General features: G+C 67.5%; 20 protein-coding genes. 13 read left to right on the top strand and 7 right to left on the bottom strand.

From position 1 onward, the window contains the following. From murJ to ASE30_RS05000, 6 genes are read left to right on the top strand one after another with little or no spacing between them, the layout of a single operon-like run. Positions 1-1,350 (top strand): murein biosynthesis integral membrane protein MurJ, encoded by a 1,350-nt coding sequence (murJ, locus tag ASE30_RS04975; RefSeq protein ID WP_057283107.1) that lies wholly within the window; start codon positions 1-3, stop codon positions 1,348-1,350. Next, positions 1,351-2,490, top strand: coding sequence for a glycosyltransferase family 4 protein (locus ASE30_RS04980; RefSeq protein WP_057283108.1), 1,140 nt, complete (start codon positions 1,351-1,353; stop codon positions 2,488-2,490). It begins immediately after the preceding gene. Between the two features lie 45 nt (positions 2,491-2,535). Next, complete coding sequence (gene asnB, locus ASE30_RS04985) at positions 2,536-4,467, top strand: asparagine synthase (glutamine-hydrolyzing) (protein ID WP_057283109.1); 1,932 nt, start codon at positions 2,536-2,538, stop codon at positions 4,465-4,467. Positions 4,468-4,470: 3 nt separating this feature from the next. Further along, positions 4,471-5,586, top strand: coding sequence for a glycosyltransferase family 4 protein (locus tag ASE30_RS04990; RefSeq protein ID WP_057283110.1), 1,116 nt, complete (start codon positions 4,471-4,473; stop codon positions 5,584-5,586). Next, positions 5,583-6,740 carry a glycosyltransferase gene (locus ASE30_RS04995; RefSeq protein ID WP_057283111.1) on the top strand — a complete coding sequence of 386 codons (1,158 nt, stop codon included), beginning with the start codon at positions 5,583-5,585 and terminating at the stop codon, positions 6,738-6,740. The genes ASE30_RS04990 and ASE30_RS04995 overlap by 4 nt, the downstream gene beginning before the upstream one ends. Next, the gene (locus tag ASE30_RS05000; RefSeq protein WP_057283112.1) at positions 6,737-7,870 is read left to right on the top strand and encodes a glycosyltransferase family 4 protein; all 1,134 of its coding nucleotides are present in this window, start codon (positions 6,737-6,739) and stop codon (positions 7,868-7,870) included. The genes ASE30_RS04995 and ASE30_RS05000 overlap by 4 nt, the downstream gene beginning before the upstream one ends. On the opposite strand, the gene pgi is transcribed toward ASE30_RS05000, so the two are convergent. Both pgi and ASE30_RS05010 read right to left on the bottom strand, forming a co-directional pair. Then, a complete protein-coding gene (pgi, locus tag ASE30_RS05005; RefSeq protein ID WP_057283113.1) occupies positions 7,860-9,407 on the bottom strand; it encodes a glucose-6-phosphate isomerase in 1,548 nt (515 codons plus the stop codon). The genes ASE30_RS05000 and pgi overlap by 11 nt on opposite strands. A 7-nt stretch (positions 9,408-9,414) precedes the next feature. Further along, positions 9,415-10,806: a phosphomannomutase/phosphoglucomutase gene (locus ASE30_RS05010; RefSeq protein ID WP_057283114.1), complete on the bottom strand. Its 1,392-nt coding sequence runs from the start codon at positions 10,804-10,806 to the stop codon at positions 9,415-9,417. Between the two features lie 317 nt (positions 10,807-11,123). Here ASE30_RS05010 and ASE30_RS05015 point away from each other — a divergent pair, with 317 nt between their 5' ends. From ASE30_RS05015 to ASE30_RS05035, 5 genes are all read left to right on the top strand, one after another. Further along, entirely contained in the window at positions 11,124-11,756 is a 633-nt protein-coding gene (locus tag ASE30_RS05015; protein ID WP_057283115.1) for a BPTD_3102 family carboxylase-like protein, read from the top strand. A 100-nt stretch (positions 11,757-11,856) separates the two neighbouring features. Then, on the top strand, positions 11,857-13,272 hold the full coding sequence (locus ASE30_RS05020; RefSeq protein WP_057283116.1) for an FAD-binding oxidoreductase: 1,416 nt from the start codon (positions 11,857-11,859) through the stop codon (positions 13,270-13,272). A 29-nt stretch (positions 13,273-13,301) separates the two neighbouring features. Then, positions 13,302-14,015 (top strand): response regulator transcription factor, encoded by a 714-nt coding sequence (locus tag ASE30_RS05025; RefSeq protein WP_057283279.1) that lies wholly within the window; start codon positions 13,302-13,304, stop codon positions 14,013-14,015. Continuing rightward, complete coding sequence (locus ASE30_RS05030; protein ID WP_082601441.1) at positions 14,012-15,355, top strand: HAMP domain-containing sensor histidine kinase; 1,344 nt, start codon at positions 14,012-14,014, stop codon at positions 15,353-15,355. The genes ASE30_RS05025 and ASE30_RS05030 overlap by 4 nt, the downstream gene beginning before the upstream one ends. Positions 15,356-15,418: 63 nt before the next feature. Further along, entirely contained in the window at positions 15,419-16,162 is a 744-nt protein-coding gene (locus ASE30_RS05035; protein ID WP_082601442.1) for a phosphatase PAP2 family protein, read from the top strand. Here the strand turns inward: ASE30_RS05035 and ASE30_RS05040 are convergent. The 5 genes from ASE30_RS05040 to ASE30_RS05060 form a co-directional block, all read right to left on the bottom strand. Beyond that, positions 16,155-17,438, bottom strand: a complete 1,284-nt coding sequence (locus ASE30_RS05040) for a TRAP transporter large permease (RefSeq protein ID WP_057283118.1) — start codon at positions 17,436-17,438, stop codon at positions 16,155-16,157. The two genes, ASE30_RS05035 and ASE30_RS05040, sit on opposite strands and share 8 nt — an antisense overlap. After that, a complete protein-coding gene (locus tag ASE30_RS05045; protein WP_082601443.1) occupies positions 17,429-17,995 on the bottom strand; it encodes a TRAP transporter small permease in 567 nt (188 codons plus the stop codon). The genes ASE30_RS05040 and ASE30_RS05045 overlap by 10 nt, the downstream gene beginning before the upstream one ends. Before the next feature lie 7 nt (positions 17,996-18,002). Then, positions 18,003-18,980 (bottom strand): TRAP transporter substrate-binding protein, encoded by a 978-nt coding sequence (locus ASE30_RS05050; protein ID WP_057283119.1) that lies wholly within the window; start codon positions 18,978-18,980, stop codon positions 18,003-18,005. Between the two features lie 111 nt (positions 18,981-19,091). Then, entirely contained in the window at positions 19,092-19,970 is an 879-nt protein-coding gene (locus ASE30_RS05055; protein WP_057283120.1) for an SMP-30/gluconolactonase/LRE family protein, read from the bottom strand. Between the two features lie 7 nt (positions 19,971-19,977). Next, positions 19,978-20,796: an NAD-dependent epimerase/dehydratase family protein gene (locus tag ASE30_RS05060; protein ID WP_369819287.1), complete on the bottom strand. Its 819-nt coding sequence runs from the start codon at positions 20,794-20,796 to the stop codon at positions 19,978-19,980. A 150-nt stretch (positions 20,797-20,946) separates the two neighbouring features. Here ASE30_RS05060 and ASE30_RS05065 point away from each other — a divergent pair, with 150 nt between their 5' ends. Both ASE30_RS05065 and ASE30_RS05070 read left to right on the top strand, forming a co-directional pair. Continuing rightward, positions 20,947-21,675: a FadR/GntR family transcriptional regulator gene (locus ASE30_RS05065; RefSeq protein WP_057283122.1), complete on the top strand. Its 729-nt coding sequence runs from the start codon at positions 20,947-20,949 to the stop codon at positions 21,673-21,675. Between the two features lie 212 nt (positions 21,676-21,887). Further along, positions 21,888-23,783, top strand: a complete 1,896-nt coding sequence (locus tag ASE30_RS05070; protein ID WP_057283123.1) for an LTA synthase family protein — start codon at positions 21,888-21,890, stop codon at positions 23,781-23,783. Positions 23,784-23,865: the final 82 nt, after the last annotated feature.

Consider the following 23,865-nt stretch of genomic DNA (forward strand, 5'->3'; position numbering starts at 1 on the left):
TTGAAAGCACTCATCCGAAAACTCGGCAACATCCACCCGGACCATCAGCGCATCTTCAAAGGCGCTTTCCGGGTGGCCGTGTTTCTGTTGCTGGGCAAGGCCGCCGGCGCCATCAAGGAGATGGCGGTGGCGTACCGCTACGGCGTCAGCGACGCCGTGGACGCCTATCAGTTCACGATGACCATGGCCACCTGGCTGCCGGTCACGATCGTGGGCGTGCTGTCGGTGGTGCTGATTCCGGTGCTGGTGCGCCTGCGCCGCGCCGACGGCGCCGAAAGAGAACAATTCATCCGCGAACTGCAGGGATGGGTGGCCGCGGCCGGTGTCGCGCTGGCCCTCCTGACCTGGTTCGCCTGGCCCTATGTGGCGGACGGGCTGGGCCAGGGGCTGTCCGCCCGCGTGCGCGCAATGACGGGCGATCTGCTGGTCGCCTTTGCCCCCGTGTCGGCCCTGCTGCTGATCGCCGGCATCAGCGCCGCGCGCCTGCGCGCGCAGGAACGGCACGTCAATACGCTGCTGGACAGCGTACCCGCGGTGGCGACGCTGGCGTGGGTGATGCTGGCCGTCAGCGCCGATGGCGTCGGGCCGCTGCTGTGGGGAACGCTGGTCGGCTACGCCATCCAGGCCGTATGGCTTGCCTGGCTGGCGGCGCGCGCCGATGGCGGGTTCTGGGGCGCGCCGCGGCTGACCCTGCGGTCGCCGCATTGGCCCGAACTGATGAGCGCCGCCGGCGTGATGCTGATTGGCCAGGTGGCGATGAGCTTCGTGGGTCCGCTGGACCAGTACGCCGCCGCCAACCTGGGCGCCAACGCCAATGCCACGCTGGGCTACGCCAGCCGGCTGCTGTCGCTGCTGCTGGGCATCGGGGCCGTGTCCGTGGGGCGCGCCGCGCTGCCCGTGCTGGCCGACGTGCAGGCCCGCGGCGATACCGCGCGCGCGCGCAGCATGGCGCTCAAATGGTCGGTGCTGATGGTGGGTGCGGGCGCCGTCGCGGTTGCCGTGGGCTGGGTGCTGGCGCCGTGGGGCGTATCGGTGCTGTTCCAGCGCGGCGCCTTCACCGCCGAAAACACCGAGGCCGTCGCGCATGTGCTGCGCTGGGGTCTGTTGCAGCTTCCGTTCTACTTCGGGGTGCTGATCCTGGTGCAACTGCTGGCCAGCCAGAACCGCTACCGCATCATGGCCGCCATCGCGGTCGCCAATTTTGCGCTGAAGGCCGCGCTGAATGTCGTGCTGGCGCCCAGGATGGGCGCGGCCGGCATCATGCTGGCGACCAGCCTCATGTATGTGCTGTCCTTCGCCTGCTACCTGGTAGTGGCGATGCGCAAGGCCGAACCCAGGGAGGCAGATTGAATGTCCGTAGCCGACTCCGCTCAAGCGACGCGCGTGTTGCTGTTCATCCATTCGCTGCATGGCGGCGGCGCTGAACGGGTTGCCGCCGATCTGAGCGCCCACTGGGCCGGCATGGGCCGCGAGGTCATGGTCGTGACGCAGGCCGGCGCCGAGGGTGATGTCTACACGCTGCATCCCAAGGTCCACCGCGAAATCCTCAATACGGCGGGCGAGGGCGGAGGCCTGCGCGGCATCTGGAGCAATGTGCAGCGCGTGCGCGCCCTGCGCCGCGTGATCAGGTCCTTCCGGCCCGATATCGTGCTTGGCATGATGACGACGGCGTCCGTGCTTTCCGTGCTGGCCTGCGCTGGCCTGCGCTGCCGCGTGATCGCCACCGAACATACGCATCCGCCGTCCCAGACCCTGTCCGGGTTCTGGCAGCGCCTGCGCCGCCTGACCTATCCGCGCGCCGCGCGCGTGGTGGCGCTGACCCGCGGCACGGCCGACTGGATCGAGCGGCACGTCCCGGGCTCCCGGCTGGCGGTCATCCCCAACCCCGTACACTTTCCGCTGCCGCGCGCCGAACCCATCCTGACCCCGGTGACGGGCGACGGACGCAAGCGCTTGCTGGCGGTGGGGCGGTTGCACGCGGACAAGGGCTTTGACCTGCTGATCCAGGCCTATGCGCGCCTGGCGGCATCGCATCCCGACTGGGATCTGGTTATTCTGGGCGAAGGCGACGAACGTCCGGCCCTGGAAGCGCAGGTGCGCGAAGCCGGACTGGAATCGCGCATCGCGATGCCCGGGCGCGCCGGCAATGTGGGCGACTGGTACGACAGCGCCCATCTGTATGTGTTGACGTCGCGCTTCGAAGGGCTGTCGAATACGCTGCTCGAATCCATGGCCAGCGGACTGGCCGCCGTATCCTTCGATTGCGACACCGGGCCGCGCGAGATCGTGCGTGAAGGCATCGACGGCGTGCTGGTGCGGCCCAATGGCGATGTGCCCGCCCTGTGCAAGGCGCTGGACGCCGTCATGAGCGATGATGATGGCCGCTTGCGCATGGCGCAGGCAGCGACGGATGTGCGCGACCGGTTCTCGGCCGCGCGAGTGCTGCGGAAATGGCAGGAAATTTTTGACGGTGTCCGCGGACCGGGCTAGGCCCGCGCGGCGCACCGTCGCTACGGTGACCACGAGAACCTCATCATGTGTGGAATAGTCGGAATTTGGGGCCCAATCGGGAACAAGGCGCAGGTGCTGGCGGAAAGCTGCCGCCGCATCCGCCACCGCGGGCCGGACAGCAATGGCTTCTGGGAAGACACCGGCGCCGAACTGGCGCTGGCGCACGTCCGCCTGGCGATCCTGGACCTGACCGAAGCGGGCCACCAGCCCATGACGTCCGCCTGCGGCCGCTATGTGATGGTGTTCAACGGCGAGGTCTACAACCACCTGGACATCCGCAAGCAGCTCGAGCAATCGGCGCTGGCGCCGTCCTGGCGCGGCCATTCCGACACTGAAACCCTGCTGGCCGGCTTCACCGCGCTGGGTATCGAGGCCACGCTGCAGGCCGCGGTGGGCATGTTCGCCATTGCGCTGTGGGACAAGGCGTCGCGCAAGCTTGTGCTGGCCCGCGACCGCATGGGCGAAAAGCCCTTGTATTACGGTTATTCGGGCGCGGAGCTGGTCTTCGCCTCCGAACTCAAGGGCCTGATGCCGATTCCGGGCTTTGGCCGCAACCTGAACCGCAATGCGCTGGCGTCGTTCATGCGGCACAACTACATTCCGGCGCCGCAATCCATCTACGAGGGCATCGCCAAGCTGCCGCCGGGCACCTGGGTGGAGTTCACCGCCGACGATACCCGCAGCCGCCGCATGCCCGAGCCGCGCGTGTACTGGTCGGCGCGCGAGGCCGCCGACACGGCCGCCGGATCCAGGCTGGCGTTCGACTCCGACGCGCAGGCCACGGACGCGCTGGAAGGCGTGCTGTCCAAGGCCGTCGGCGGACAGATGCTGTCCGACGTGAGCCTGGGCGCATTCCTGTCGGGCGGTATCGATTCCTCGACCATCGTCGCGCTGATGCAGGCGCAAAGCTCGCAGCCGGTGCGCACCTTCGCCATCGGCTTTCACGAAAAGGGCTACGACGAGGCGCAGCACGCCAAGGCGGTCGCCACGCACCTGGGCACGGACCACACCGAGCTTTACGTGACGGCGGACGACGCGCTGGCGGTCGTCCCGTCGCTGGCCGATATGTACGACGAACCGTTCGCGGATTCGTCGCAGATCCCGACGTCGCTGGTGACGCGCATGGCGCGCCAGCACGTGACCGTGGCCTTGTCCGGCGACGGCGGCGACGAGCTCTTCGGCGGCTATTCGCGCTACTTCCGCGTGAACAACTGGTGGCAGCAATGCGAGCGCGTTCCCGCGCTGCTGCGCAAACCGGCGGGCGCGCTGATCAGCGCCACCACCCACCTGCCCGGACGCGGCGCCTGGCGCGGCAAGGTAGGCAAGCTGGGCGAACTGCTGCGCGCCGACACGCGGGGCGAGTTCTATCGCCTCTTCGTGTCGTACTGGTCGGACCCCGCCCGCGTCGTGAAGGGCGGTGTGGAACCAGTGTCGGAGTTCGAGCGGGCGATGCAGGGCTCCACCTTCGAATCGATGATGAAGCTGGACACGGTGACTTACCTGCCCGACGACATCCTGGTCAAGGTGGACCGCGCAGCCATGGCGGTCAGCCTGGAAACGCGCGTGCCGCTGATCGATCACCGCGTGTATGAATTTGCCTGGAGCCTGCCACATCAGTACAAGGTGCGCGGCAACACGGGCAAGTGGCTGCTGCGTCAGGTGCTGCATCGCCACGTGCCGCAGGCGCTGGTCGACCGCCCCAAGCGCGGCTTTGCCGTGCCGCTGGCCGCGTGGCTTCGCGGCCCCTTGCGGGAGTGGGCCGATGCGCTGCTGGACCCGGCGCGCCTGCGCCAGGAAGGGTGGTTCGAACCCGAGCCCATTCTGCGCAAGTGGCGCGAACACACGTCGGGACACCGGAATTGGGACAGCCATCTGTGGGGCGTGCTGATGATGCAGGCCTGGCTGGACCGCTATCGCGCGGGAATGGACCAAGGGGGATCGATTGGGGGGCGTTGACGAATGAAGATATTGATGCTGGTCAGTTCCATGCATGCCGGCGGCGCGGAAAGAGTGGCCGCGACGCTGGTCAACGCCTGGTCCGAACGCGGGGATACCGTCATCCTGACGCCCACCTACTCGTCCAAGGGAACCTGCTTCTATCCCCTGTCGGACAAAGTCGAACTGGCATGGCTGGCGGACCTGGCCGGTACGCGGATGTCGGGCCCGATGGCCGCGTTCAGGCGGCTTCGGACCTTGCGCAAGCACATCCGCGACACCAGGCCGGACGTGGTGGTGTCCTTCCTGACCAACGTCAATGTGGCCGCGATCCTGGCCACGCGCGGCTTGCGCGTGCCGCTCATCGTGTGCGAACGCACCAACCCCGTGGCCGAAACCACGACCGGCAGCGTCTGGCGCAAGCTGCGCCGCATCCTGTATCCGCACGCCGACATGGTGACGGTGCAGGCGGCGGACACCGCTGGTCCGTTCTCGCGCCAGATACCGGGCATGAAGCGCCTGGCCGTCATTCCCAATCCTTTGCCAGCGCCGCTGCTGGATGCGCCGCGCGTGCAGCAGCGCGACGACGGCGGACCGCGTGAGCTGCTTGCGATGGGGCGGCTGGTCCCCGACAAGCAGTTCGGTCTGCTGATCGATGTCTTCGCGCAGTTGGCGCCGCAATTCCCGGACTGGAACCTGCGCATCTGGGGCGAAGGCCCCGAGCGCGGCGCGCTGGAGCAGCAGATCGCCCGGCTGCGCCTGCAGTCCCGTATCAGCCTGCCCGGGCGCACCGAGGCGCCCTGGGAGGAACTGGCCCGCGGCCAGGCATTCGTGCTGAGCTCGCTGGTCGAGGGCTTTCCCAATGTGCTGCTGGAAGCCATGTCGCTGGGCCTGCCTTGCGTGGCCTTCGACTGCCCCAGCGGTCCGCGCGAAATGACCCGGGACGGCCAGGACGCGCTGCTCGTTCCGGCCGGCGACCGCGTTGCGCTGACCGATGCCTTGGAGCGCTTGATGAGCGACGTCTCCCTGCGCCAGCAATTGGGCGTGCGCGGCGCGGCGGCCGTGCGTCATCGCTACGCGCTGGCCAGCGTGCTGGGCGAATGGGATGAACTGTTCGAAGCGGTGCGGGAGGGGCGATGAACGCCCCCGCATTGCGTGTCCTGCATATCATCACGGGCCTGGGCCAAGGCGGCGCGGAGTCCGTGCTGTTCCGCCTGGCGACCTATCCCGGCATGGATGTCGAGCACATCGTCGTGTCGCTGACCGACGAGGGCATCTATGGCGAACGCCTGCGCGCGGCGGGCGTGGCCGTGCACGCGCTGGCCATGAAACGCGGGCGCGTCAGCCTGGCCGGCTTCAGAACCCTGCGCGGCTTGATCGCCCAGACCCGCCCGGACGCCGTGCAGACCTGGATGTATCACGCCGACCTGATCGGCGGCCTGGCGGCGCGCCTGGCAGGCGTCAAGGCCATTGCCTGGGGCATCCGCAATTCCGGCGCGCATCTGGAACGCAGCAGCCGTTCGGCCCGGCTGGTGCTGCGCGCGTGCGCGCTGCTGTCCGGCAGCGTGCCCAGGGCGATCGTGTGCGCCGCGCAGAACGCGGCGCGCCGCCACGCCGAAAAAGGCTACCGGCGCGACCGCCTGGTGGTGATACCCAACGGCTACGACCTGTCGCGCTACGCGCCGGATCCGCTGGCGCGCACGCGAGTGCGGGCCCAGTGGGGATTATCCGAGGACGTGCCCGTGATCGGCTGCGTGGCGCGATGGGATCCGCTCAAGGACCATGCCAATCTGCTGCGCGCCGTGGCCGCGCTGGTGCGCGACGGCCGCGATGCCGGCCTGCGCTGCGTGCTGATCGGACGCGACATGACCGAGGGCAACGCGGAGCTCGGCGCGCTGCTCGACAAGCTGGACCTGCGCGACCGCGTCGTGCTGAACGGCCCCAGCGATGATGTGCCCGCCATGATGAACGGACTGGACCTGCACGTGCTGTCGAGCTGCGCGGAAGGCTTTCCGAACGTGGTGGCCGAAGCCATGGCTTGCGGGGTCTATTGCGTGGTGACGGACGTCGGAGACGCGGCCTACATCGTTGGCGATACCGGCGTGGTGGTGCCGCCCGAACAGGCCGAGGCCCTGGCGCGCGGCATCGAGACCGCCTTGGGCGACGTGGCTGCCCGCGGCCGCGCACGCGCGGGCGAAGCCGGGCGTGCGCGCGTGCTGGAAAACTTCGACCTTGCGCGCATGGCGCAAAGCTATATCGCCGTCTGGCGCCGTATTTCTGGAGTCCAAGCATGAGCGCCGGACGCTGTCTGCTGTTTGTCGTCAACAACCCGGCCTTCTTCATGTCGCATCGCGTGCCGGTGGCGCTGGCCGCCCAGCGCGCGGGCTACGACGTGCATGTCGCCACGATGGATGGGCCGGCCGTGGCCGATATCCAGGCGCTGGGCATGACGCATCACCCGATTCCCATGACGCGCAGCGGCAAGCATCCCTTGCAGGAACTGGGCACGCTGCTGGCCTTGATCCGCCTGTTCCGCCGCCTGCGTCCCAAGGTGGTGCACCTGGTCACCATCAAGCCCGTGCTGTATGGCGGCATCGCCGCGCGGATCGCCCGCGTGCCGGGCATGGTGGCCGCGATTTCCGGCCTGGGATTCGTCTTTCTTTCCAATTCGCTGAAGATGCGGCTGGTGCGGTCCGTGGTGGCGCGCCTGTACCGGCTCGCGCTGGGCCATCCCAACAGCCGCGTGATCTTCCAGAACGCCAGCGACCGCGACCTGCTGAAATCCCTGGGCGCGGTGCGCGACGGCCAGGTCGTCATCATCCGCGGCGCGGGCGTGGACCTGGACGCCTACCGCGCCTCGCCCGAACCGGCCGCGCCGCCGGTCGTCGTCACGATGGTCGCGCGCCTGCTGCGCGACAAGGGCGTGCAGGAATTCGTGCAGGCGGCAAGATTGCTGCGCGAGCGCGGTGTACCGGTGACGATGCAGCTTGTGGGCGGCGTGGACGCCGGCAATCCCGCGTCGGCCACGCAGGAAGATGTCGAGGCCTGGCGGCGCGAAGGCTGCGTCGAGGCCTTGGGCGAGCGCGCGGATGTGCCGGCGCTGTATGCGGCCGCGCATATCGCGGTGCTGCCGTCCTATCGCGAAGGCCTGCCCAAGTCGCTGATCGAAGCCGCGGCGTGCGCCCGGGCTGTCGTGACCACCGATGTGCCGGGTTGCCGCGACGCCATCGAGCCCGACGTGACCGGATTGCTGGTGCCGGTGCGCGATGCAGAGGCGCTGGCCGCCGCCATCGAACGCCTGGCCGCGGATGCGGCATTGCGGCGCTCGATGGGAGCCGCCGGCAGGGCGCTCGCGGAACGTGAATTCGACATCAGGCGGGTCGAGCGGATTCACGTCGAACTGTACGACGCCCTCAGCGCCTGATGGCGTCGATCCAGAAGCGGGTGGACGGATCCTGCTGGCTGGCCTGCGGCGCGTCCAGTTCGCGCATGATGTTCTTGGCAAGCACCTTGCCGAACTCCACGCCCCATTGATCGAAGGGGTTGATGCCCCAGATCACGCCTTGCGTGAACACCTTGTGTTCGTACAGCGCCAGCAGCGCGCCCAGCGTATAGGCCTCGAGGCGGGGCAGCACGATCAGCGAGGACGGGCGTCCGCCGGGATGGACCCGGTGCTGCGCCAGTACACGCGCGCGCGCGGGATCGCTTTCCGTGGCCGAGGTTTCGGCCAAGGCTTCTTCGTACGACTTGCCGCGCAGCAGCGCCGCGCGCTGCGCCAGGCAATTGGCGATCAGCAATTCGTGGTGCCGCGCATAGGCGTGGTTCGGCTGCTCGCACAGGATGAAGTCCACGGGAGCGCCCGCGGCGTCCTGATGCAGCCATTGGAAGAACGTGTGCTGGCAGTCGGTGCCCGACATGCCCCACACGGCGGGGCCGGTCGGAACGCCGGCCGGGCTGCCGTCGGCGGTGGCGACCTTGCCCAGCGATTCCATTTCAAGCTGCTGTGCCCACGGCACGATGTGATAGAGGCGCGAATCGTAGGGGGCGATGACCAGGGAGTCATACCCCAGCACGCTGCGGTTGGCCACGCCGGCCAGCGCCATCTGCACGGGAGCGTTGTCGGCGATGGGGGCGGTGCGGAAATGCTCGTCCATGGCCGCGGCGCCGGCCAGCAACTGGTCGAACGCATCGTTGCCCAGCGCCAGCGCGATCGGCAGGCCGATCGCGGACCACAGCGAATAGCGGCCGCCCACCCAGTCCCAGATCTGAAAGATGTGGTCGGGCAGGATGCCCAGGTTCAGCGCCGCTTCGACGTTGGCGGTGATCGCCACGACCTGCTTGATGGGATCAGCGACCCCGGCCTCGCGCAGCCAGTTCATCGCGACTTCGGCATTGGCCAGGGGCTCGGTGGTGGTGAACGATTTCGAGGCGACGATGACCAGCGTATTGTGCGGGTCCAGCCGGCTCATCGCATCGGCCACGGAATGCGAGTCCACATTGGATGCGAAACGCACCTCGCGGCGCGCGCCTTCGTGGCGCAAGGCGCGGGTGACCAGCCGGGGGCCCCAGTCGCTGCCGCCGATTCCCAAGTGCAGCACGCCGCTGTAGCGGCCGGCGGCATCGGCCTCGCGCACGAACTCGCGCAGGCGTTCGCGTTCGGCCAGCACCGCCTTGGCCACCATCGCGGGCGGCTCGGGGGCGCGCAGGGCGGTGTGCCATGCTGCCCGTCCTTCCGTCCAGTTGGCTTGCCCGCCGTCAAACAGCCGCGCGCGACAGGCTTCGAAGTCCTGTTGCGCGAGCAAGGCCGCCGAGGCGGCTTGCAGGGCGGGCGATTGGGCCTGGGCGCTCAAGTCCAGGCGCAGCCCGGGAGCGGAGACCACGCGTAGCTGCTGGCCGTCCCGGGATGCGGCGCGTGTCGCTGCGATGAATTGCTGCCACGCTGGGCTGTGGGCTAGAGACATGGGTGGATCAGAAAGGCAGGGTGGCGTTTGGCGCGAGCTTGCTCAGTTCGCGCCGGAAGTCGGCCTGGATACGTTCCAGCGCTTGCGGGGTTTGCGCTTCGAAGCGCAGCACCACGACGGGCGTGGTGTTGGACGGGCGCGCCAGGCCAAAGCCGTCGGCGTATTCCGCGCGCACGCCGTCGATGGTGATCACGCGTTCCGCATCGGGGAACTGTCCCTGGTCTTGCAGGGCCTTGACCAGCGTGAAGGGCTGGCCTTCTTCCATTTCGAGCTTCAGCTCGGGCGTGGAGACGTCTTGCGGCAGCGCCTCCAGGGGCGCGCACGGATCGGCAAAGCGCGACACGATCTCCAGCAGGCGGGCGCCGGTGTAGAGGCCGTCGTCAAAGCCGTACCAGCGTTCCTTGAAGAAGATGTGGCCGCTCATTTCGCCGGCCAGCGGCGCGCCGGTTTCGGCCAGCTTGGCCTTGACCAGCGAGTGGCCCGTCTTCCACATCAGCGGCACCCCGCCGGCGGCGTCGACCGACAGGCCCACGTGACGGCTGCACTTCACGTCGTAGATGATGGTGGCGCCGGGGTTGCGATCCAGCACGTCGCGGGCGAACAGCACGAGCTGCCGGTCGGGCCAGATGATCTGGCCGGATTTCGTGACCACGCCCAGGCGGTCGCCATCGCCGTCGAACGCCAGGCCGAGTTCGCAATCGCTCTCGGCGACGTGCTTGATCAGGTCTTGAAGGTTCTTCGGTTCGGCGGGGTCGGGATGGTGATTGGGGAACGTGCCGTCCACGTCGCAGAACAGTTCGTCGACGTCGCAGCCCAGGGCGCGGAACAACTGCGGCGCGACGGCGCCGGCGACGCCATTGCCGCAATCGATGGCGATCTTCATGGGACGCGCGAGCTTGACGCCAGAGGCGACCCGCGCAATGTAGCCGTCCACCAGGTCAAGCTGGCGGCGCGTGCCGGCGCGTGCCGCGGGCGCGGGGGCCGTGCCGTTCATGACCTGGGCCAGCGCCTGGACGTCGTCGCCGTAGAGCGCGCGGCCGCCCATCATTATCTTGAAACCGTTGTACTTGGGCGGATTGTGGCTGCCCGTGATCGCCACGCCCGAGCCGGTCTGCATGATGTTGGCGGCAAAGTAGACGAGAGGGGTGGGGACCATGCCGACGTCCAGCGTGTCGACGCCGCCTTCCAGCATGCCTTCCTGCAATGCCAGCGACAGCATTTCGCTACTGAGCCGGCCGTCGCGGCCCACCACCAGCGTTTGCACGCCTTCGGCGCGGGCGCGCGCGGCCAGCGCCACGCCCAGCGACCGGGCGAAGGAGGCATCGATCAGGTCCGGCACGGTGCCGCGGATGTCATAGGCCTTGAAAACCGAGGCCGGAAATTGAGTATTGTTGCCCACGACGATTCCTAGGTAGGGGACAGCGCGGCTTTGGTAATGGGCTAGTGGTAAACCCGTACGTGAGCGCCGCCATGGCAGGGGGTAAACCAGAATTATCCCCCATCGGCGCAGGGGGCCTCATCCGGCGGGCGGAGTAGGGCGTTTTCCCGGTGGCGCTTGCCCTGGTTTGGTGCGCGCGGCACGCGCCGCGGCTTGTTTCCAGTGCATGGCGCCCGGCACGAAAATGCACTGGCGCAGGGGGGCGCGGATGGCATGGAACTTGCTCGTCATCCGAAGGTGATACGCTTGCGATGCAAGCAGTAAGACCAGGAGGGGCCATGGGCGCCAAAGTATCCACTGTCATGTCATCGGGCGGCGCCACCACCAGGCGGGGCCCCCCCACGGACTACGCCGGGCCGGCCGCGGGCCGTGAGCGCCGGCTCGACATCCATGTATCCGTATCCGCCACCGGCGACCTCGCCACTGGCCGCGCCTGGGAGCGCAGCGTCTGGCGCGAGGCCCGGGTCCTGATCGCCGAATGTCCGGCGCCGCATCTGGCGTCCTCCATCGAAAGCGCCTTGCGCACGGTGGCGGCCAGCGTCGCGCGGGACCGGGGCTGGCAGGGCGTGGGCACGGTCTCGTTTTCGCTGGATGACCGCAGCGGCGTGTTCCGCGTCATTGGCGCGCAGGCGCAGGCCCACTCCGAGACGATGGCGGTGGCCGACCATGAGCCGGTGGCCCCGCATGTGCTGGAAGTGCGCATCGACGGCTGCGGCGATCGCCGCCTGCCATGCACCCGCCTTCTGGTGTGCGGCGCGACGCGGGGCGAAGTGCTGCGCCGCGCCTACCGCGCGCTGTCCGAATTGCCCGGACCCGCGGGCGTCGACCGTGCCTTCCTGATGAACCGCATCGCTTCCCGGGCGTTCTGCTCGGGCATGACGGGCACGCGGCTGGACCAGGCGGTGGGCTGACGCGGACCGGGCTTCGGCCCAGGCCGCGCAACCCCTACAATAGTCCGCACATCCCTTGAACAGCGCCTGGGCGCGACCCGGCCTTCCTTGTGCGGCAGCCATGACATTGCTGAGCGATCTACAGTCCCTCCTGGGCGTTTCCCATGTGTTGACCGGCGCGGACGCCGAGCCCTACGTGCTGGATTGGCGCCGGCGCTACCGTGGCGCGGCGCTGGCGGTGATACGCCCCGGCACGACCGCCGAAGTGGCCGCCGCGATCAAGCTCTGCGCCGGCCACGGAGTCCCCGTGGTGCCGCAGGGCGGCAATACCGGCCTGTGCGGCGGCGCCACCCCCGATGATTCCGGCACCGCCGTGGTCTTGTCCACCGCCAGGCTCACCGCCGTGCGCGCGCTGGATACCGACAACGACACGATCACCGTGGAAGCCGGCTGCATCCTGCAGGCCGTGCAAGAGGCGGCCGCTTCCGCCAACCGGCTGTTCCCGCTGAGCCTGGCCGCCGAAGGCAGTTGCACCATCGGCGGCAACCTGGCGACCAACGCCGGGGGCACGCAGGTGCTGCGCTATGGCAACACGCGGGACCTGACGCTGGGCCTGGAGGTCGTGACCGCCGAGGGCGAAATCTGGGACGGCCTGCGCGGCTTGCGCAAGGACAACACGGGCTACGATCTGCGCGATCTGTATATCGGCAGTGAAGGCACGCTGGGCATCATCACCGCCGCCACGCTCAAGCTGTATCCCCGGCCGGTGGCCTCGTGCACGGCGCTGCTGACGCTGGACAGCATCGACAGCGCCGTGGAAGTGCTGTCGCGCGCCCGGTCGGGCTTCGGCGCGGCGCTGACCGGCTTCGAACTCATGAGCGGCGCTTGCCTGCAGGCGGTCGTGCGCCTGTTTCCGCAACAACGCCTGCCCTTCGAGGGCGAATCCGCGGCGTCGCCGTGGTTTGCGCTGCTGGAACTGTCCGACAGCGAAAGCGAAACACACGCCCGCGAACGCTTCGAGGCCGTGCTGGGCGACGCCATCGACGCGGGCCTGGTGAACGATGCGGCCATCGCCGCGAACGTCGCGCAGAGCAAGGCGCTGTGGCACTTGCGCGAGAGCATCCCCCTGGCGGAAGCTGAATTGGGCAAGTCGGTCAAGCATGACGTGTCGATTCCCATCTCGTCGATCGCGGGCTTCGTGCACAAGACCAATGCCCTGCTGCAGGCGCGTTTCCCCGGCGTGCGCCATGTGATCTTCGGCCACCTGGGCGACGGCAACCTGCATTACAACGTGGCCAATGCGCCCGGGCAGACCGAGACCGAGCTGCTAGCGCTGCAAGCCGAGGTCTACGGCGTCGTGCACGACAGCGTGCACGCGCATCAGGGGTCCATCAGCGCCGAGCATGGCGTGGGCCAGCTCAAGCGCGACGAGCTGCCGCGCTACAAGAGCCCGGTCGAGCTGGCGCTGATGCGCAAAATCAAGCGCGCACTGGATCCGCAAGGGCTGATGAACCCGGGCAAGGTGCTGCAAGCGTAGACGTGCCTGTTCCCCAGGAAACCATGAGCATGACATCGAGTCCCGCGGCAGGCGCGCATCACCGGGTGCTGATCGTCGAAGACGATCACATCATCGCCGGCAATCTGTACAGCTTCCTGGAGGCGCGGGGATTCCTTCCGGACGTGGCTTACAGCGGCCCCGCCGCCCTGCAGCGCCTGCAGGAACAGCGCTTCGACGCGGTGCTGCTGGATATCGGCCTGCCGGGCATGGATGGCAATGCCGTGCTCCACGCCATGCGCACCGAAAGGCGGCTGGACGTGCCGGTGCTGATGCTGACCGCGCGCGACAGCCTCGAAGACAAGCTGGCCGGGTTTTCGCATGGCGCGGACGACTATCTCACCAAGCCGTTTGCCCTGCTCGAGGTCGAAGCCCGCCTGCTGGCCCTGATCCTGCGCGCCAAGGGGGCGACGGTAGAGTCGGTGCGCGCTTTCGGCCCCCTGCAGTACGACACCCGCAGCCGCGCCGTGTCCGTCAATGGCGTGCCCGTCCATCTGACGCGCAAGGCAGGCATCATCATGGAAGTCCTGCTGCGCGATCCCGGCAGAGTGGTGTCGCGCGAGGAGCTGGAATCGGTGCTGTGGGGCAATGAGCCGCCGTCCTCCGACGCGCTGCGCAGCCAGGTTCACCTGCTGCGGCGCGCCCTGGCCGACGCGGGCTTTGACGGTATCGAGACCATGCATGGCACCGGCTGGCGGCTGAGCCTGCCGGGAACTCCGTCATGAAACGCGCCACCGCCGGCACGCTGACCCAGCGCGTGGTGTGGGCGCTGACGGGAACGGTGGCCCTGTTCGTCACCGCGCTTGCGCTGCTGGCCTACCTGACCTTCGATCAGATGGAAGACGATCTGGTCAACGACATCCTCAACACCGAGATGGACCGCCTGGTCCAGCACGCGCGCAACAGCGACGAGTTCCTGCCGCGCGTTGGCGCACGCGAACTGGGCGGCTCCATGCGCGCCTGGCTGAGCACGGACGGGCAGCCGCCCGTGGGGATGCCCCCGGAGCTCCTGTCGCTGGACAGCGGGCTGCACCTGATCGAGCCGGGGGCATACACCTGGCATGTGATGGTGGCCGAGACCGGCCGGGGCAGGGTGTATCTGCTGTACGACGCCACCGACAACGAAGAGCGGGTGCATGATTTCGGCCTGATCGTCCTGGGCGTGGGCGCCATTTGCGTCGTGGGCGCCTACGCGCTGTCGCGGCGCGTGGCCGCGGTGGCGGTCGGGCCGCTGCTGGACCTGACGGACCGGCTGGCCACCTGGGCGCCCGGCTCGCCCGACCTGGCCGTCACGCGCGACGACGAGGCCGGCAGGCTGATCGAGGCGTTCAACCGGGTGCAGAACCAGGTGGACAAATCGATCGCCCGCGAGCGGGAGTTCGCGGGAAATCTCAGCCACGAGGTGCGCACGCCGCTGGCGGCCATCCGTTCCGATAGCGAACTGATGCTGCTGACGCAGGTATTGACGCCGGATCAGCGGCTGCGCCTGACCCGGGTGATGGATAACGTGGATGACGTCATCGTAAGCCTGGAGAGCGCGCGCGCCATGGCGCGCGACCAGCTGCGGCCGCCGGAACCCGTCGACCTCGCCGAATGCATGGAAGACGCCTGGCGCGGCTATGCGGCCCAGGCCAAGATCGCGGACCTGCGGTTCGACAACCAGGTATCGGAGGGGCAGGTTCTTACGCTGGACCGCTATGCCTTGTTGACGGTCTTGCGCAACCTGGTCCGCAATGCGGTCGAGCACGCCGCCCCGGCCACCCTGACGGCCACGCTCGGCGCCGAAGGCGGGCTGGAACTGCGAGACGACGGCAAGGGCATCGCCAGCGCCGATCTGCCCTTCCTGTTCCGCCGCTACTACAGCGGCCGCATGCGGGATTCGGGCGTGGCGGACGGCGACGAACCGGCTCGCGGGCTGGGCCTGGCGATCGCCAAGCGTGTCTGCGACATGCAAGGCTGGTCGCTGAGCGTGGAGTCCTCCCGCGAAGGCGACGCGCGCGGCACGCGGTTCTCGCTGCGCTTCGAGCCCGGCCCCGCGGCAAATCGGGCGCAGACGCGGATTTGACGAATTTTCGACTGTCGGGACCGTAAAGTCTCCGCTTGCCCGATACGTCCCGATTCATCGCCCATGCCGTTCCCATCGCTGCCGGCGCCCCGCGCGCCGGCCAGAGTTTCATACCTGCTCACGCACGTCGCCGGCGTCACGCTGATCCTGGCATGCATGGCGTGGTGGGCCAACGCCTCGGGGCTGGACCTGCGCATCGCCCGGACGCTGTTCGATCCGGTTCTGAATGATTTTCCACTGCATGGCAACCGCTGGCTGGAACTGCTCGGCCATCGCATGGTGCTGGCCTTGCCGATCGGCGTGGCCCTGGCCGCGGCCGGGGTAGTGGCGGCGAGTTTCCGCATACCGGCCTGGCGCCGCTGGCGGGGGGCGGCGCTGGCGGTGGCGGCAACCTGCCTGACCGGACAGCTGCTGGTCAACCAGCTCAAGCACCATACGACCTTGCCTCGTCCCTATGACCTGGAAACGCTGGGCGGCTATACGCTGTACCCGGTGCATTGGTGGACTTGGGCCCGCGCGCGCGCCGGGGGCGCGCTTCCCAGCGGCCATGCCGGTGCGGGCTACGCGATGCTGAGCCTGTATTTCGCGGGCTGGTCGTTGGGTAGGCCCGCCTGGCGCTGGGGCGGACTGGCCATCGGTGTGGCGGCGGGCCTGGGCTTTTCCGTTGTGCGCATCCTGCAGGGGGCGCATTTTCTCAGCCAGACGATCTGGTCCGCCGCGCTGATGTGGCTGCTGGCGGCGGTTTTTTTCTATCCGGTGATCTGGGGGCGGACCGCGGACGGCCCGCCCCGCCGTCCGGTCAGTTGAGCAGCACGCCCGGCAGCCACAGCGAAAACGCCGGGACGTAGGTCACTAGCGCCAGCGCGGCCAGCAGCGCGCCGTAGAACGGCCAGATGGTCCGCATCACGGTACCCACGGATACGCCGCCTATCGCGCATCCCACGAACTGCGTGGTGCCCACTGGCGGGGTATTCAATCCCAGCGCGCAGTTCAGCAATATGACCATGCCGAACTGCACCGGGCCCATGCCGTACTGCATGCAGATCGGCAGGAAGATCGGCGTGCAGATCAGGATGGTGGCGGCCATGTCCAGGAACGTGCCCAGCACGAACAGGATGATGTTGACCATCAGGAAGATGGCCCACGGTTCGGTGGACACCGACGCCATGAGCTGGCCCGTCTTCTCGGCCACGCCGTAGAAGCTGATCAGGTAGCCGAACGTGGCGGAAATGCCGATCAGCAGTAACACCACGCCCGTCGTCTTCACGGCCTTGCTGGCGGCGCGCACGAACTGGTCCCAGGTCAGCGAGCGGTAGACGAAGATCGTCAGCGCCAGCGCGTACAGCACCGCCACGGCGGCCGATTCCGTCGCGGTGAAGACGCCGCTCAGGATGCCCGCGATGATCAGCACCACCACGAACAGGCCGGGCGCGGCCGCGACCAGCGAGCGCAGCACGATCTGCCAGCCCGGGAAGGTGCCGGCCGGGTAGCCCCGGCTGCGTGCCACGAAGTAGGCGGCGGCAAGATTGCACAGGGTCAGGATGAGCGCGGGCACCACCCCCGCGGCAATCAGCGCCGCGATGGACACCTTGCCTCCCGCGGCCAGCGTGTAGATGATGATGTTGTGGCTGGTCGGCATCAGCGCGCCAACCAGCGCCGCGTGCGTGGTGACGTTCACCGCGTAGTCCGCGTGATAGCCCTCGCGCTTCATCATCGGGATCATCACCGACCCCATCGCCGAGACGTCCGCCACGGGTGATCCCGACACGCCGCCGAACAGCGTGCAGGCCACCACGTTGGACATGCCCAATCCGCCGCGCACGTGGCCTACCAACGACTTCGCGAACGCCACGATGCGGTCGGCGATGCCGCCATACAGCATCAGTTCGCCCGTGAAGATGAAGAAGGGGATGGCCAGGAACGAAAACGCGTTCATGCCCGAGGTCATCTGCTGGAAGGCCACCGCCAGCGGCAGGTCTTCGTACATGATGGCCGTGATGGACGACAGTCCGATGGCGAAGGCCACCGGCACCCCGATCACCAGGAACCCCATGAACGTAAAGGAGAGGAGGGTCAGCGCCATGCCGGTACCACCTTCTGGTTGCGCAGGATTGCGATGATGTGCTCGATGGAGAAGAGCGCGATCAAGACGCCCGACAGGGTTGCGGGGATGTACTTCCAGGCGTTGGAGATGCCAAGGTTGGGAATCTTGTAGGCGGCCACGGATTCGGCCAGCACGCCGCAATTCCACGCCATCAGCACGCCGAACAGCAGCACCAGCAGATGGATGAATATCCGCAGCCTCCGCCGGCCGGCGGCCGGCAGGAGATCCTGCAGGGACTCAAAGCCAATATGCCCCGCATCGCGCACGCCGACCGCGGCGCCCAGCATGGTGACGTACAGCACGAGCAGCAGCGCCAGGCTTTCCGCCCAGGTCGGCGTGCTGTTCAGCACATGGCGTCCGAAGATCTGCAAGGTGACGGCGATGATCAGGCAGACCAGCCCGAACACGCTGGTCCACATGCACGCGCGCGCGAGCCCGGCGCAGCCGCGCGCGTAGGCGTCAAGAAGCGGGGCGGACAGGGCTTGCGCCCCGCCTCCCTCGGTCACATCCGGTTCATTCGTGGGTGTCGCCAACATGGTGTCCTCACTTGACGGCCTGGATCTTCGCGACCAGGTCCTTCATCTCGGGCGTGGTGACGAAGCGTTCGTATACGGGCTTCATCGCGCCTTGGAACGAGGGCTTGTCGACCTCCACGATCTGCGAACCGGCCTTCTCGACCACGGCGCGCGACTTCTGTTCGCGCTCTTCCCAAAGCTTGCGCATGAACGGCACCGATTCGCGCGCCGCCTCGCGCAGGATCTTCTGGTCTTCCGGGGGCAGCTTGTCCCATTGCCGCTTGGAGAAGATCAGGATCTCCGGCGTCATGGTGTGCTCGGTCATCGAGTAGAACTTGGCCACTTCGTAGTGATGGGCGCTTTCGTAGCTGGGGAAGTTGTTTTCGGCCGCATCGACCAGCCCCGTCTTCAGCGAGGTGTAGACCTCGCCCATCGGCATCGGCGTGGCGTTGCCGCCCATGGCCTCGACCATGGCGACGGACAGGTCCGACTGCTGTACTCGGATCTTCAGGCCCTTGGCGTCGGCCAGCGTCTTGACGGGCTTGTTGCGCGTATACATGGAGCGCGAGCCGCTGTCGTACCAGGCCAGCCCGACGAACCCCGCTCCTTCGCACGAGCGCAGGATCTGGTCGCCGATTTCGCTGTCCAGCACTTTGTGCAAGTGCTCTTTGGAGCGGAACAGGAAGGGCAGCGAGGGCACGCGCGTGGTCTGGCAGATATTGTGCATGGCCGCGCTGGACACGCGGGCCATGGCCAGGGCGCCCAGCTTCACCTGTTCGATCGAATCGTCCTCGCTGCCGAGCGAACCGCCGGCATACACCTTCACGGTGATGCGGCCATTGGTGCGCTGCTTGACCAGCTCGCCGAACTGGCGGACGGCTTGAACGGTGGGATAGTCGTCGGGATGGATGTCCGCGGAGCGCAGCTCGGCGGCATGGGTGGCGGGAACAAGGGTCAGCAAGGCGGCCGCCGCCAGAATGGCGCGGGTCAGGTGAGGGTGCAGCATGTCTACCTCCGGTTGGAGTACGGCGTTTCGTTAAGGGCCGAATCGGCCCCGAAGCTCTTTGATATGGTCTGACCTACTCAACACGGGCGCGCAACCGGCGCCGATCGGGTGCTAACCGTTGCTGGCGGCTTCCTCCAGGCCTCGCGCGCCGGGACGCAAGGCAAAGACCGCACCGTCCAGCGAGCCGGGGGCGGCGCTGGCGGGGCGGATCGATGTGACGAAAAGCGTGTCCATGCCTGTGCCGCCGAATGCGCACATGGCGACCTTGGCGGCGGGCACTTCCAGGGTGCGGTCCAGGCGGCCGTCCGGGGTGTAGCGGTAGATCCTGCCGGCATCGTTGCCGCAGATCCAATAGCCGCCATCCGCGTCCACGGCGGCGCCATCGGGCCGGCCGGCGGGCAGGGCGGCGATGAAGACGCGGCGGTTGCGCGGTACGCCCGTGCCGGGGTCGTAGTCGAACGCCCAGACCGACGCACGCGATGGATGGGAGTCCGACAGGTACATCGTCGCGCCATCGGGGCTGAACGCCAGGCCGTTGGGTACGATCAGATCATCCAGCAGGACGGACACGCCCGAGGCGTCGTGGCGGTAAAGCCGGCCCGCCGGCAAGGCCAGGCCCATGTCCATGGCCATGGTGCCGGCCAGAAAGCGCCCCTGCCGGTCACAGCGGCCATCGTTGAAGCGCATGTCCGGCGCGGTGTGGGCGACGGCGGCCAGCAGGCGGGGCGAGCACGGCATTCCGGCCTGCAAGGCGTCGCACACGTAGAGGCCGTCCTGCATGGCCAGCAGCCATCCGTCGCCGCGCATGGCGATGCTGCCAGCCATCTGGGGCAGCTCCCAGTGCGCGAACGCATCGGTGGCGGGCGTCCAGCGCCAGAGCATCCGGCCCGGAATGTCGGTCCAGTAGAAGGCCTGGTCGGCGGGGCGCCAGACCGGACTTTCTCCTACGCCGCACAACTGGGTTCCTACACGTTCGGCGGTCGCTGGCATGGGAGCTTCAGGTGTTGGGGAAGGGGAACGGGCCGGCTTTCACGAAAGCGCCGCCCTGGTAGCGCCCGGCGGGATCGTCGGCGGGCAGCGGCGGCTGCGCCTCGACCTGGGCGCGGAACCGTTCGGAAGAGTCCTTGGGGGCGAAGCCAAGCATGGCCGCGCCGCTGTTGTCCCACCAGGTGTCGCGGTTGGCCGAGGCGCCGTACACGATGAGGTGGCCGACGTCGGGCGTGAACAAGGACCTGACGACCAGATCGGTCAGGTCGTCGTAGCTGAGCCAGGTGACCATCATGCGGCGGTCCTTGGGCTCGGGGAACGAGGAGCCGATGCGCAGGCACACGGTCTGGATGCCGTAGCGGTCGAAGTAGAAGCGCGACAGGTGTTCGCCGTAGGCTTTGCTCAGGCCGTAATAGCCGTCGGGACGCAAGGGAACATTCGCGTCCAGCGTGTGCCCCTGTTCATAGAAACCGATGACGTGATTCGAACTGGCGAAGACGACGCGGTTCACGCCGTGGAGCCGCGCGGCTTCGTAGACGTTGTAGATGCCCTGGACATTGGCGGGAAGGATTTCCTCGAAGGGCCGCTCCACGGAAACCCCGCCCAGATGCACAATGGCGTCCACGCCCCGGATCAGCTCGGAAACCGCGGCGGCATCGGCCAGATTGCAGGCGACGGCCTCTTCGCCCTGTTCAGCGGGGGCGGGATCGACGAGATCCGAGACACGCAGTATGTCGGCGTGGGCCCTGAGCCTGGGCCGCAGCACCTTGCCCAGGTTGCCGGCGGCGCCGGTCAATAACAAACGATGACAGCGGGGAGATGCAGGCATGTTGTTGACAGCTCGGCTCATGACGCAACGCTCGGTGAATGGCGCGGTGGAGTGGACTTGTCTGGTACGTTATCGTACAACTGATGCAAAGTATAATGAACGCCAAATTTCAGCGTCAAGCTTTGCGCAACCGCTTTCGGACAATCCCTGATGAACGCTCCTGTCGTTACCCCTGCTTTACCGCAGCGTCGTCCCCGGAACCTGGCCCAGGGCCTGGTGGAGAGCATTTCCGAGCGCATCCGCGGCGGAGAAATCCGCCCCGGCGACAAGCTGCCCACCGAGTCCGAGATCATGCGTCAGTTCGGCGTAAGCCGGACCGTCGTGCGCGAGGCGCTGTCGCGCCTGCAGGCCTCCGGCCTGGTCGAGACGCATCATGGCGTGGGCACCTACGCGCTGGAACCCAGCGGCGGCGGCGACTTCCGGGTGGACCCGGCCGACATCGCCACAGTGCGCGACGTGCTTGTCCTGCTGGAACTGCGTATCTGCCTGGAAAGCGAGGCCGCGGGGCTGGCCGCCATCCGGCGCAGCGATACGCAACTGCAAGAGATGCGGCGCGCGCTGGATGCATTCAAGCACTCGCTGGAGATCGGCGGCGACACGATCACGCCCGATTTCCAGTTTCACCTGCTGGTGGCGCAATCCACCGACAACCGCTACTTCGCGGATCTCATGTCGCACCTGGGTTCGGCCATCATTCCCCGCACCCGCATCAACTCCGCCAAGTTCGCGCATGAAGACCGGGCAGCCTATCTGGCGCGCGTGAATCTCGAGCACGAGGACATCTACAGCGCCATTACGCGCCAGGATGCCGAGGGTGCGCGCGCGGCCATGCGCACGCATTTGAGCAATAGCCGGGAACGCCTGCGCCGCGCGCAATAGCGGGGCCGGAATACGCTGCGGCGTGTCCCCGGAATTGATATGTGATGTCGTACAACATTTGTTTGCACGACACCGCCGCCATGCGCCCGAAACCGCGTTAACCTTGGCCCGTTTTCACTTTGTAGTCAACGAGGCGGCATGGTCCTGCTCGGCATAAACAGCGGCATTTTTTCATTTGGGCAGACGCCTGCCCCCTTGCAGAGGGCCGTTGCATGCGCCGCCTGACACTGCGGTTCGTTCTGGCCATTCTCGCGCTGCTGACGCTGTCCCGGCTGGGCCTGGCGTTCTGGATGTGGGACCGCGTGGAAGCCGCTGGCGGCCTGGGGCCGCTACTGCTTGGGGGCCTGCGCATCGACGTATGTTTGCTGTCGATGGTGATTGCGCTGCCTGCGGTGTTCTCGCCGTGGTTCGGGCATCGCCCGCTGGCCGCGCGCATCACGGCGTGGTGGTTCCGTGTCTGGTGGATGCTCTATGTGCTGCTGGAGGTTTCGACGCCGCAGTTCATTGCCGAATACGACACGCGTCCCAACCGCCTGTACTTCATCTACCTGCTGAACCCGAAGGAAGTCGGTTCGATGCTGTGGCAGGGCTACAAAGGGGTGCTGCTGGCGTCGTTCGTCGTGCTGCTGGCCGCAGCCTGGCTGGCGGTGAAGCTGTTCCCGGTGCGGGCGCGGGATCCCTTCATGTCCTGGTGGAAGCGGCCGGTGGCCACGTTCCTGATACTGGCGCTGGTGTTCATGGGCGCGCGCGGCACGCTGGAACACCGCCCGATCAATCCGGCCAAGGTGGCGTTCAGCTCGGACGCCATGGTGAATTCACTGGCGCTGAATTCGCTGTACAGCGTGTTCGACGCGGCGTATCGCATGCAGGACGAGCGTTCGTCCGCGGCGATGTATCCGAAGATGCCGGTAAACGAGATGAACGCCATCGTGCGCGAGAAAGCCGGCATGCAGGGCCCGCCGCTGGACCCGCGCTACCCGAGCCTGCATGAACAGAAGGCCACGGTTCGGCGGGACAAGCCGCTGAATGTGGTGATCATCCTGCAAGAGAGCCTGGGCGCCCAGTACGTCGGCAGCCTGGGCGGCCGCGACCTCACGCCCAACATCGACCGGCTGGGCAAAGAGGGCTGGATGTTCCATCGCGCCTACGCCACGGGCACGCGTTCGGTGCGCGGCATCGAGGCGGTGACGGCGGGCTTTCTGCCCAGCGTCGCGGATGCGGTAGTCAAGCTGCCGCGCTCGCAAAAGGGGTTCTTCACGCTGGCGCAGCTTTTGGGCAAGCACGGCTACCACTCGCGCTTCGTGTACGGCGGCGAGTCGCATTTCGACAATATGCGCGCCTTCTTCCTGGGCAACGGCTTTGACGAGATCGTGGATCGGCCCAAGTTCGTGGATCCCGTCTTCGAAGGGTCGTGGGGCGCATCGGACGAAGATATGTTCAATCAGGTGGACCGCCTGCTGCGCGCCGACGGCGAGAAGCCGGTGTTCACACTGGCGTTTTCGGTGACGAATCATTCGCCCTGGGAGTATCCGGCGGGGCGCATCCAGCCGGTGGGCGATCCCGCCACGGTGGACAACACGGTGCGCTATGCGGATTGGGCGCTGGGCCAGTTCTTCGACAAGGCGCGCAAGGCGCCGTATTGGGACAACACGGTGTTCCTGGTGATCGCGGACCATGATTCTCGCGTCTATGGTTCCATTCCCGTGCCCGTGCGGCATTTCCAGGTTCCGGCGCTGATCCTTGGCGCGGGGATCGCGCCGCGGCAGGACCATCGCCTGGTGAGCCAGATCGACATGGCGCCGACGCTGCTGTCGCTGATGGGGCTGGACAATGTGAACCCGATGCTGGGCGCGGACCTGACGCAGCGGGATCCGGACCGCGCCATGATGCAATATGGGGACAACTTCGGGTACTTGCGCGGCGATGAACTGCTGGTGCTGGAACCGTCCAAGCCCGCGCGCCAGTTCCATTACCAGGCGGCGCCTGTGGGGCGCGACGAAGTCTATGCTCCCGCGGAACCGGCCGATCCGGCGTTGACACAAGAGGCGCTGGCCCACGCGCTCTGGGCAAGCTGGGTCTACCGGGAAGAGAAGTACCGCTTGCCATGACAGGTTTCATGGCGGCGGCCAGGGGGCGAGGCGGGTTGCAAAGTGGCCGTCTTGATCCTGCGCAAGCCGCTTTTCGCCGCGC

This window comes from Achromobacter sp. Root83 (assembly GCF_001428845.1).
In the GTDB taxonomy this organism is placed as follows: domain Bacteria; phylum Pseudomonadota; class Gammaproteobacteria; order Burkholderiales; family Burkholderiaceae_B; genus Achromobacter.

Bases quoted from the DNA above. Each gene is read 5' to 3' on its own strand.
- ASE30_RS04990 (WP_057283110.1), top strand. From the start codon at position 4,471: ATGAAGATATTGATGCTGGTCAGTTCCATGCATGCCGGCGGCGCGGAA.
- pgi (WP_057283113.1), bottom strand. From the start codon at position 9,407: ATGTCTCTAGCCCACAGCCCAGCGTGGCAGCAATTCATCGCAGCGACA.
- ASE30_RS04980 (WP_057283108.1), top strand. From the start codon at position 1,351: ATGTCCGTAGCCGACTCCGCTCAAGCGACGCGCGTGTTGCTGTTCATC.
- ASE30_RS04995 (WP_057283111.1), top strand. From the start codon at position 5,583: ATGAACGCCCCCGCATTGCGTGTCCTGCATATCATCACGGGCCTGGGC.
- ASE30_RS05025 (WP_057283279.1), top strand. From the start codon at position 13,302: ATGACATCGAGTCCCGCGGCAGGCGCGCATCACCGGGTGCTGATCGTC.
- ASE30_RS05035 (WP_082601442.1), top strand. From the start codon at position 15,419: ATGCCGTTCCCATCGCTGCCGGCGCCCCGCGCGCCGGCCAGAGTTTCA.
- ASE30_RS05055 (WP_057283120.1), bottom strand. From the start codon at position 19,970: ATGCCAGCGACCGCCGAACGTGTAGGAACCCAGTTGTGCGGCGTAGGA.
- ASE30_RS05050 (WP_057283119.1), bottom strand. From the start codon at position 18,980: ATGCTGCACCCTCACCTGACCCGCGCCATTCTGGCGGCGGCCGCCTTG.
- ASE30_RS05060 (WP_369819287.1), bottom strand. From the start codon at position 20,796: ATGCCTGCATCTCCCCGCTGTCATCGTTTGTTATTGACCGGCGCCGCC.
- ASE30_RS05040 (WP_057283118.1), bottom strand. From the start codon at position 17,438: ATGGCGCTGACCCTCCTCTCCTTTACGTTCATGGGGTTCCTGGTGATC.
- ASE30_RS05000 (WP_057283112.1), top strand. From the start codon at position 6,737: ATGAGCGCCGGACGCTGTCTGCTGTTTGTCGTCAACAACCCGGCCTTC.
- ASE30_RS05015 (WP_057283115.1), top strand. From the start codon at position 11,124: ATGGGCGCCAAAGTATCCACTGTCATGTCATCGGGCGGCGCCACCACC.
- ASE30_RS05045 (WP_082601443.1), bottom strand. From the start codon at position 17,995: ATGTTGGCGACACCCACGAATGAACCGGATGTGACCGAGGGAGGCGGG.
- ASE30_RS05065 (WP_057283122.1), top strand. From the start codon at position 20,947: ATGAACGCTCCTGTCGTTACCCCTGCTTTACCGCAGCGTCGTCCCCGG.
- ASE30_RS05030 (WP_082601441.1), top strand. From the start codon at position 14,012: ATGAAACGCGCCACCGCCGGCACGCTGACCCAGCGCGTGGTGTGGGCG.
- asnB (WP_057283109.1), top strand. From the start codon at position 2,536: ATGTGTGGAATAGTCGGAATTTGGGGCCCAATCGGGAACAAGGCGCAG.
- ASE30_RS05070 (WP_057283123.1), top strand. From the start codon at position 21,888: ATGCGCCGCCTGACACTGCGGTTCGTTCTGGCCATTCTCGCGCTGCTG.
- ASE30_RS05020 (WP_057283116.1), top strand. From the start codon at position 11,857: ATGACATTGCTGAGCGATCTACAGTCCCTCCTGGGCGTTTCCCATGTG.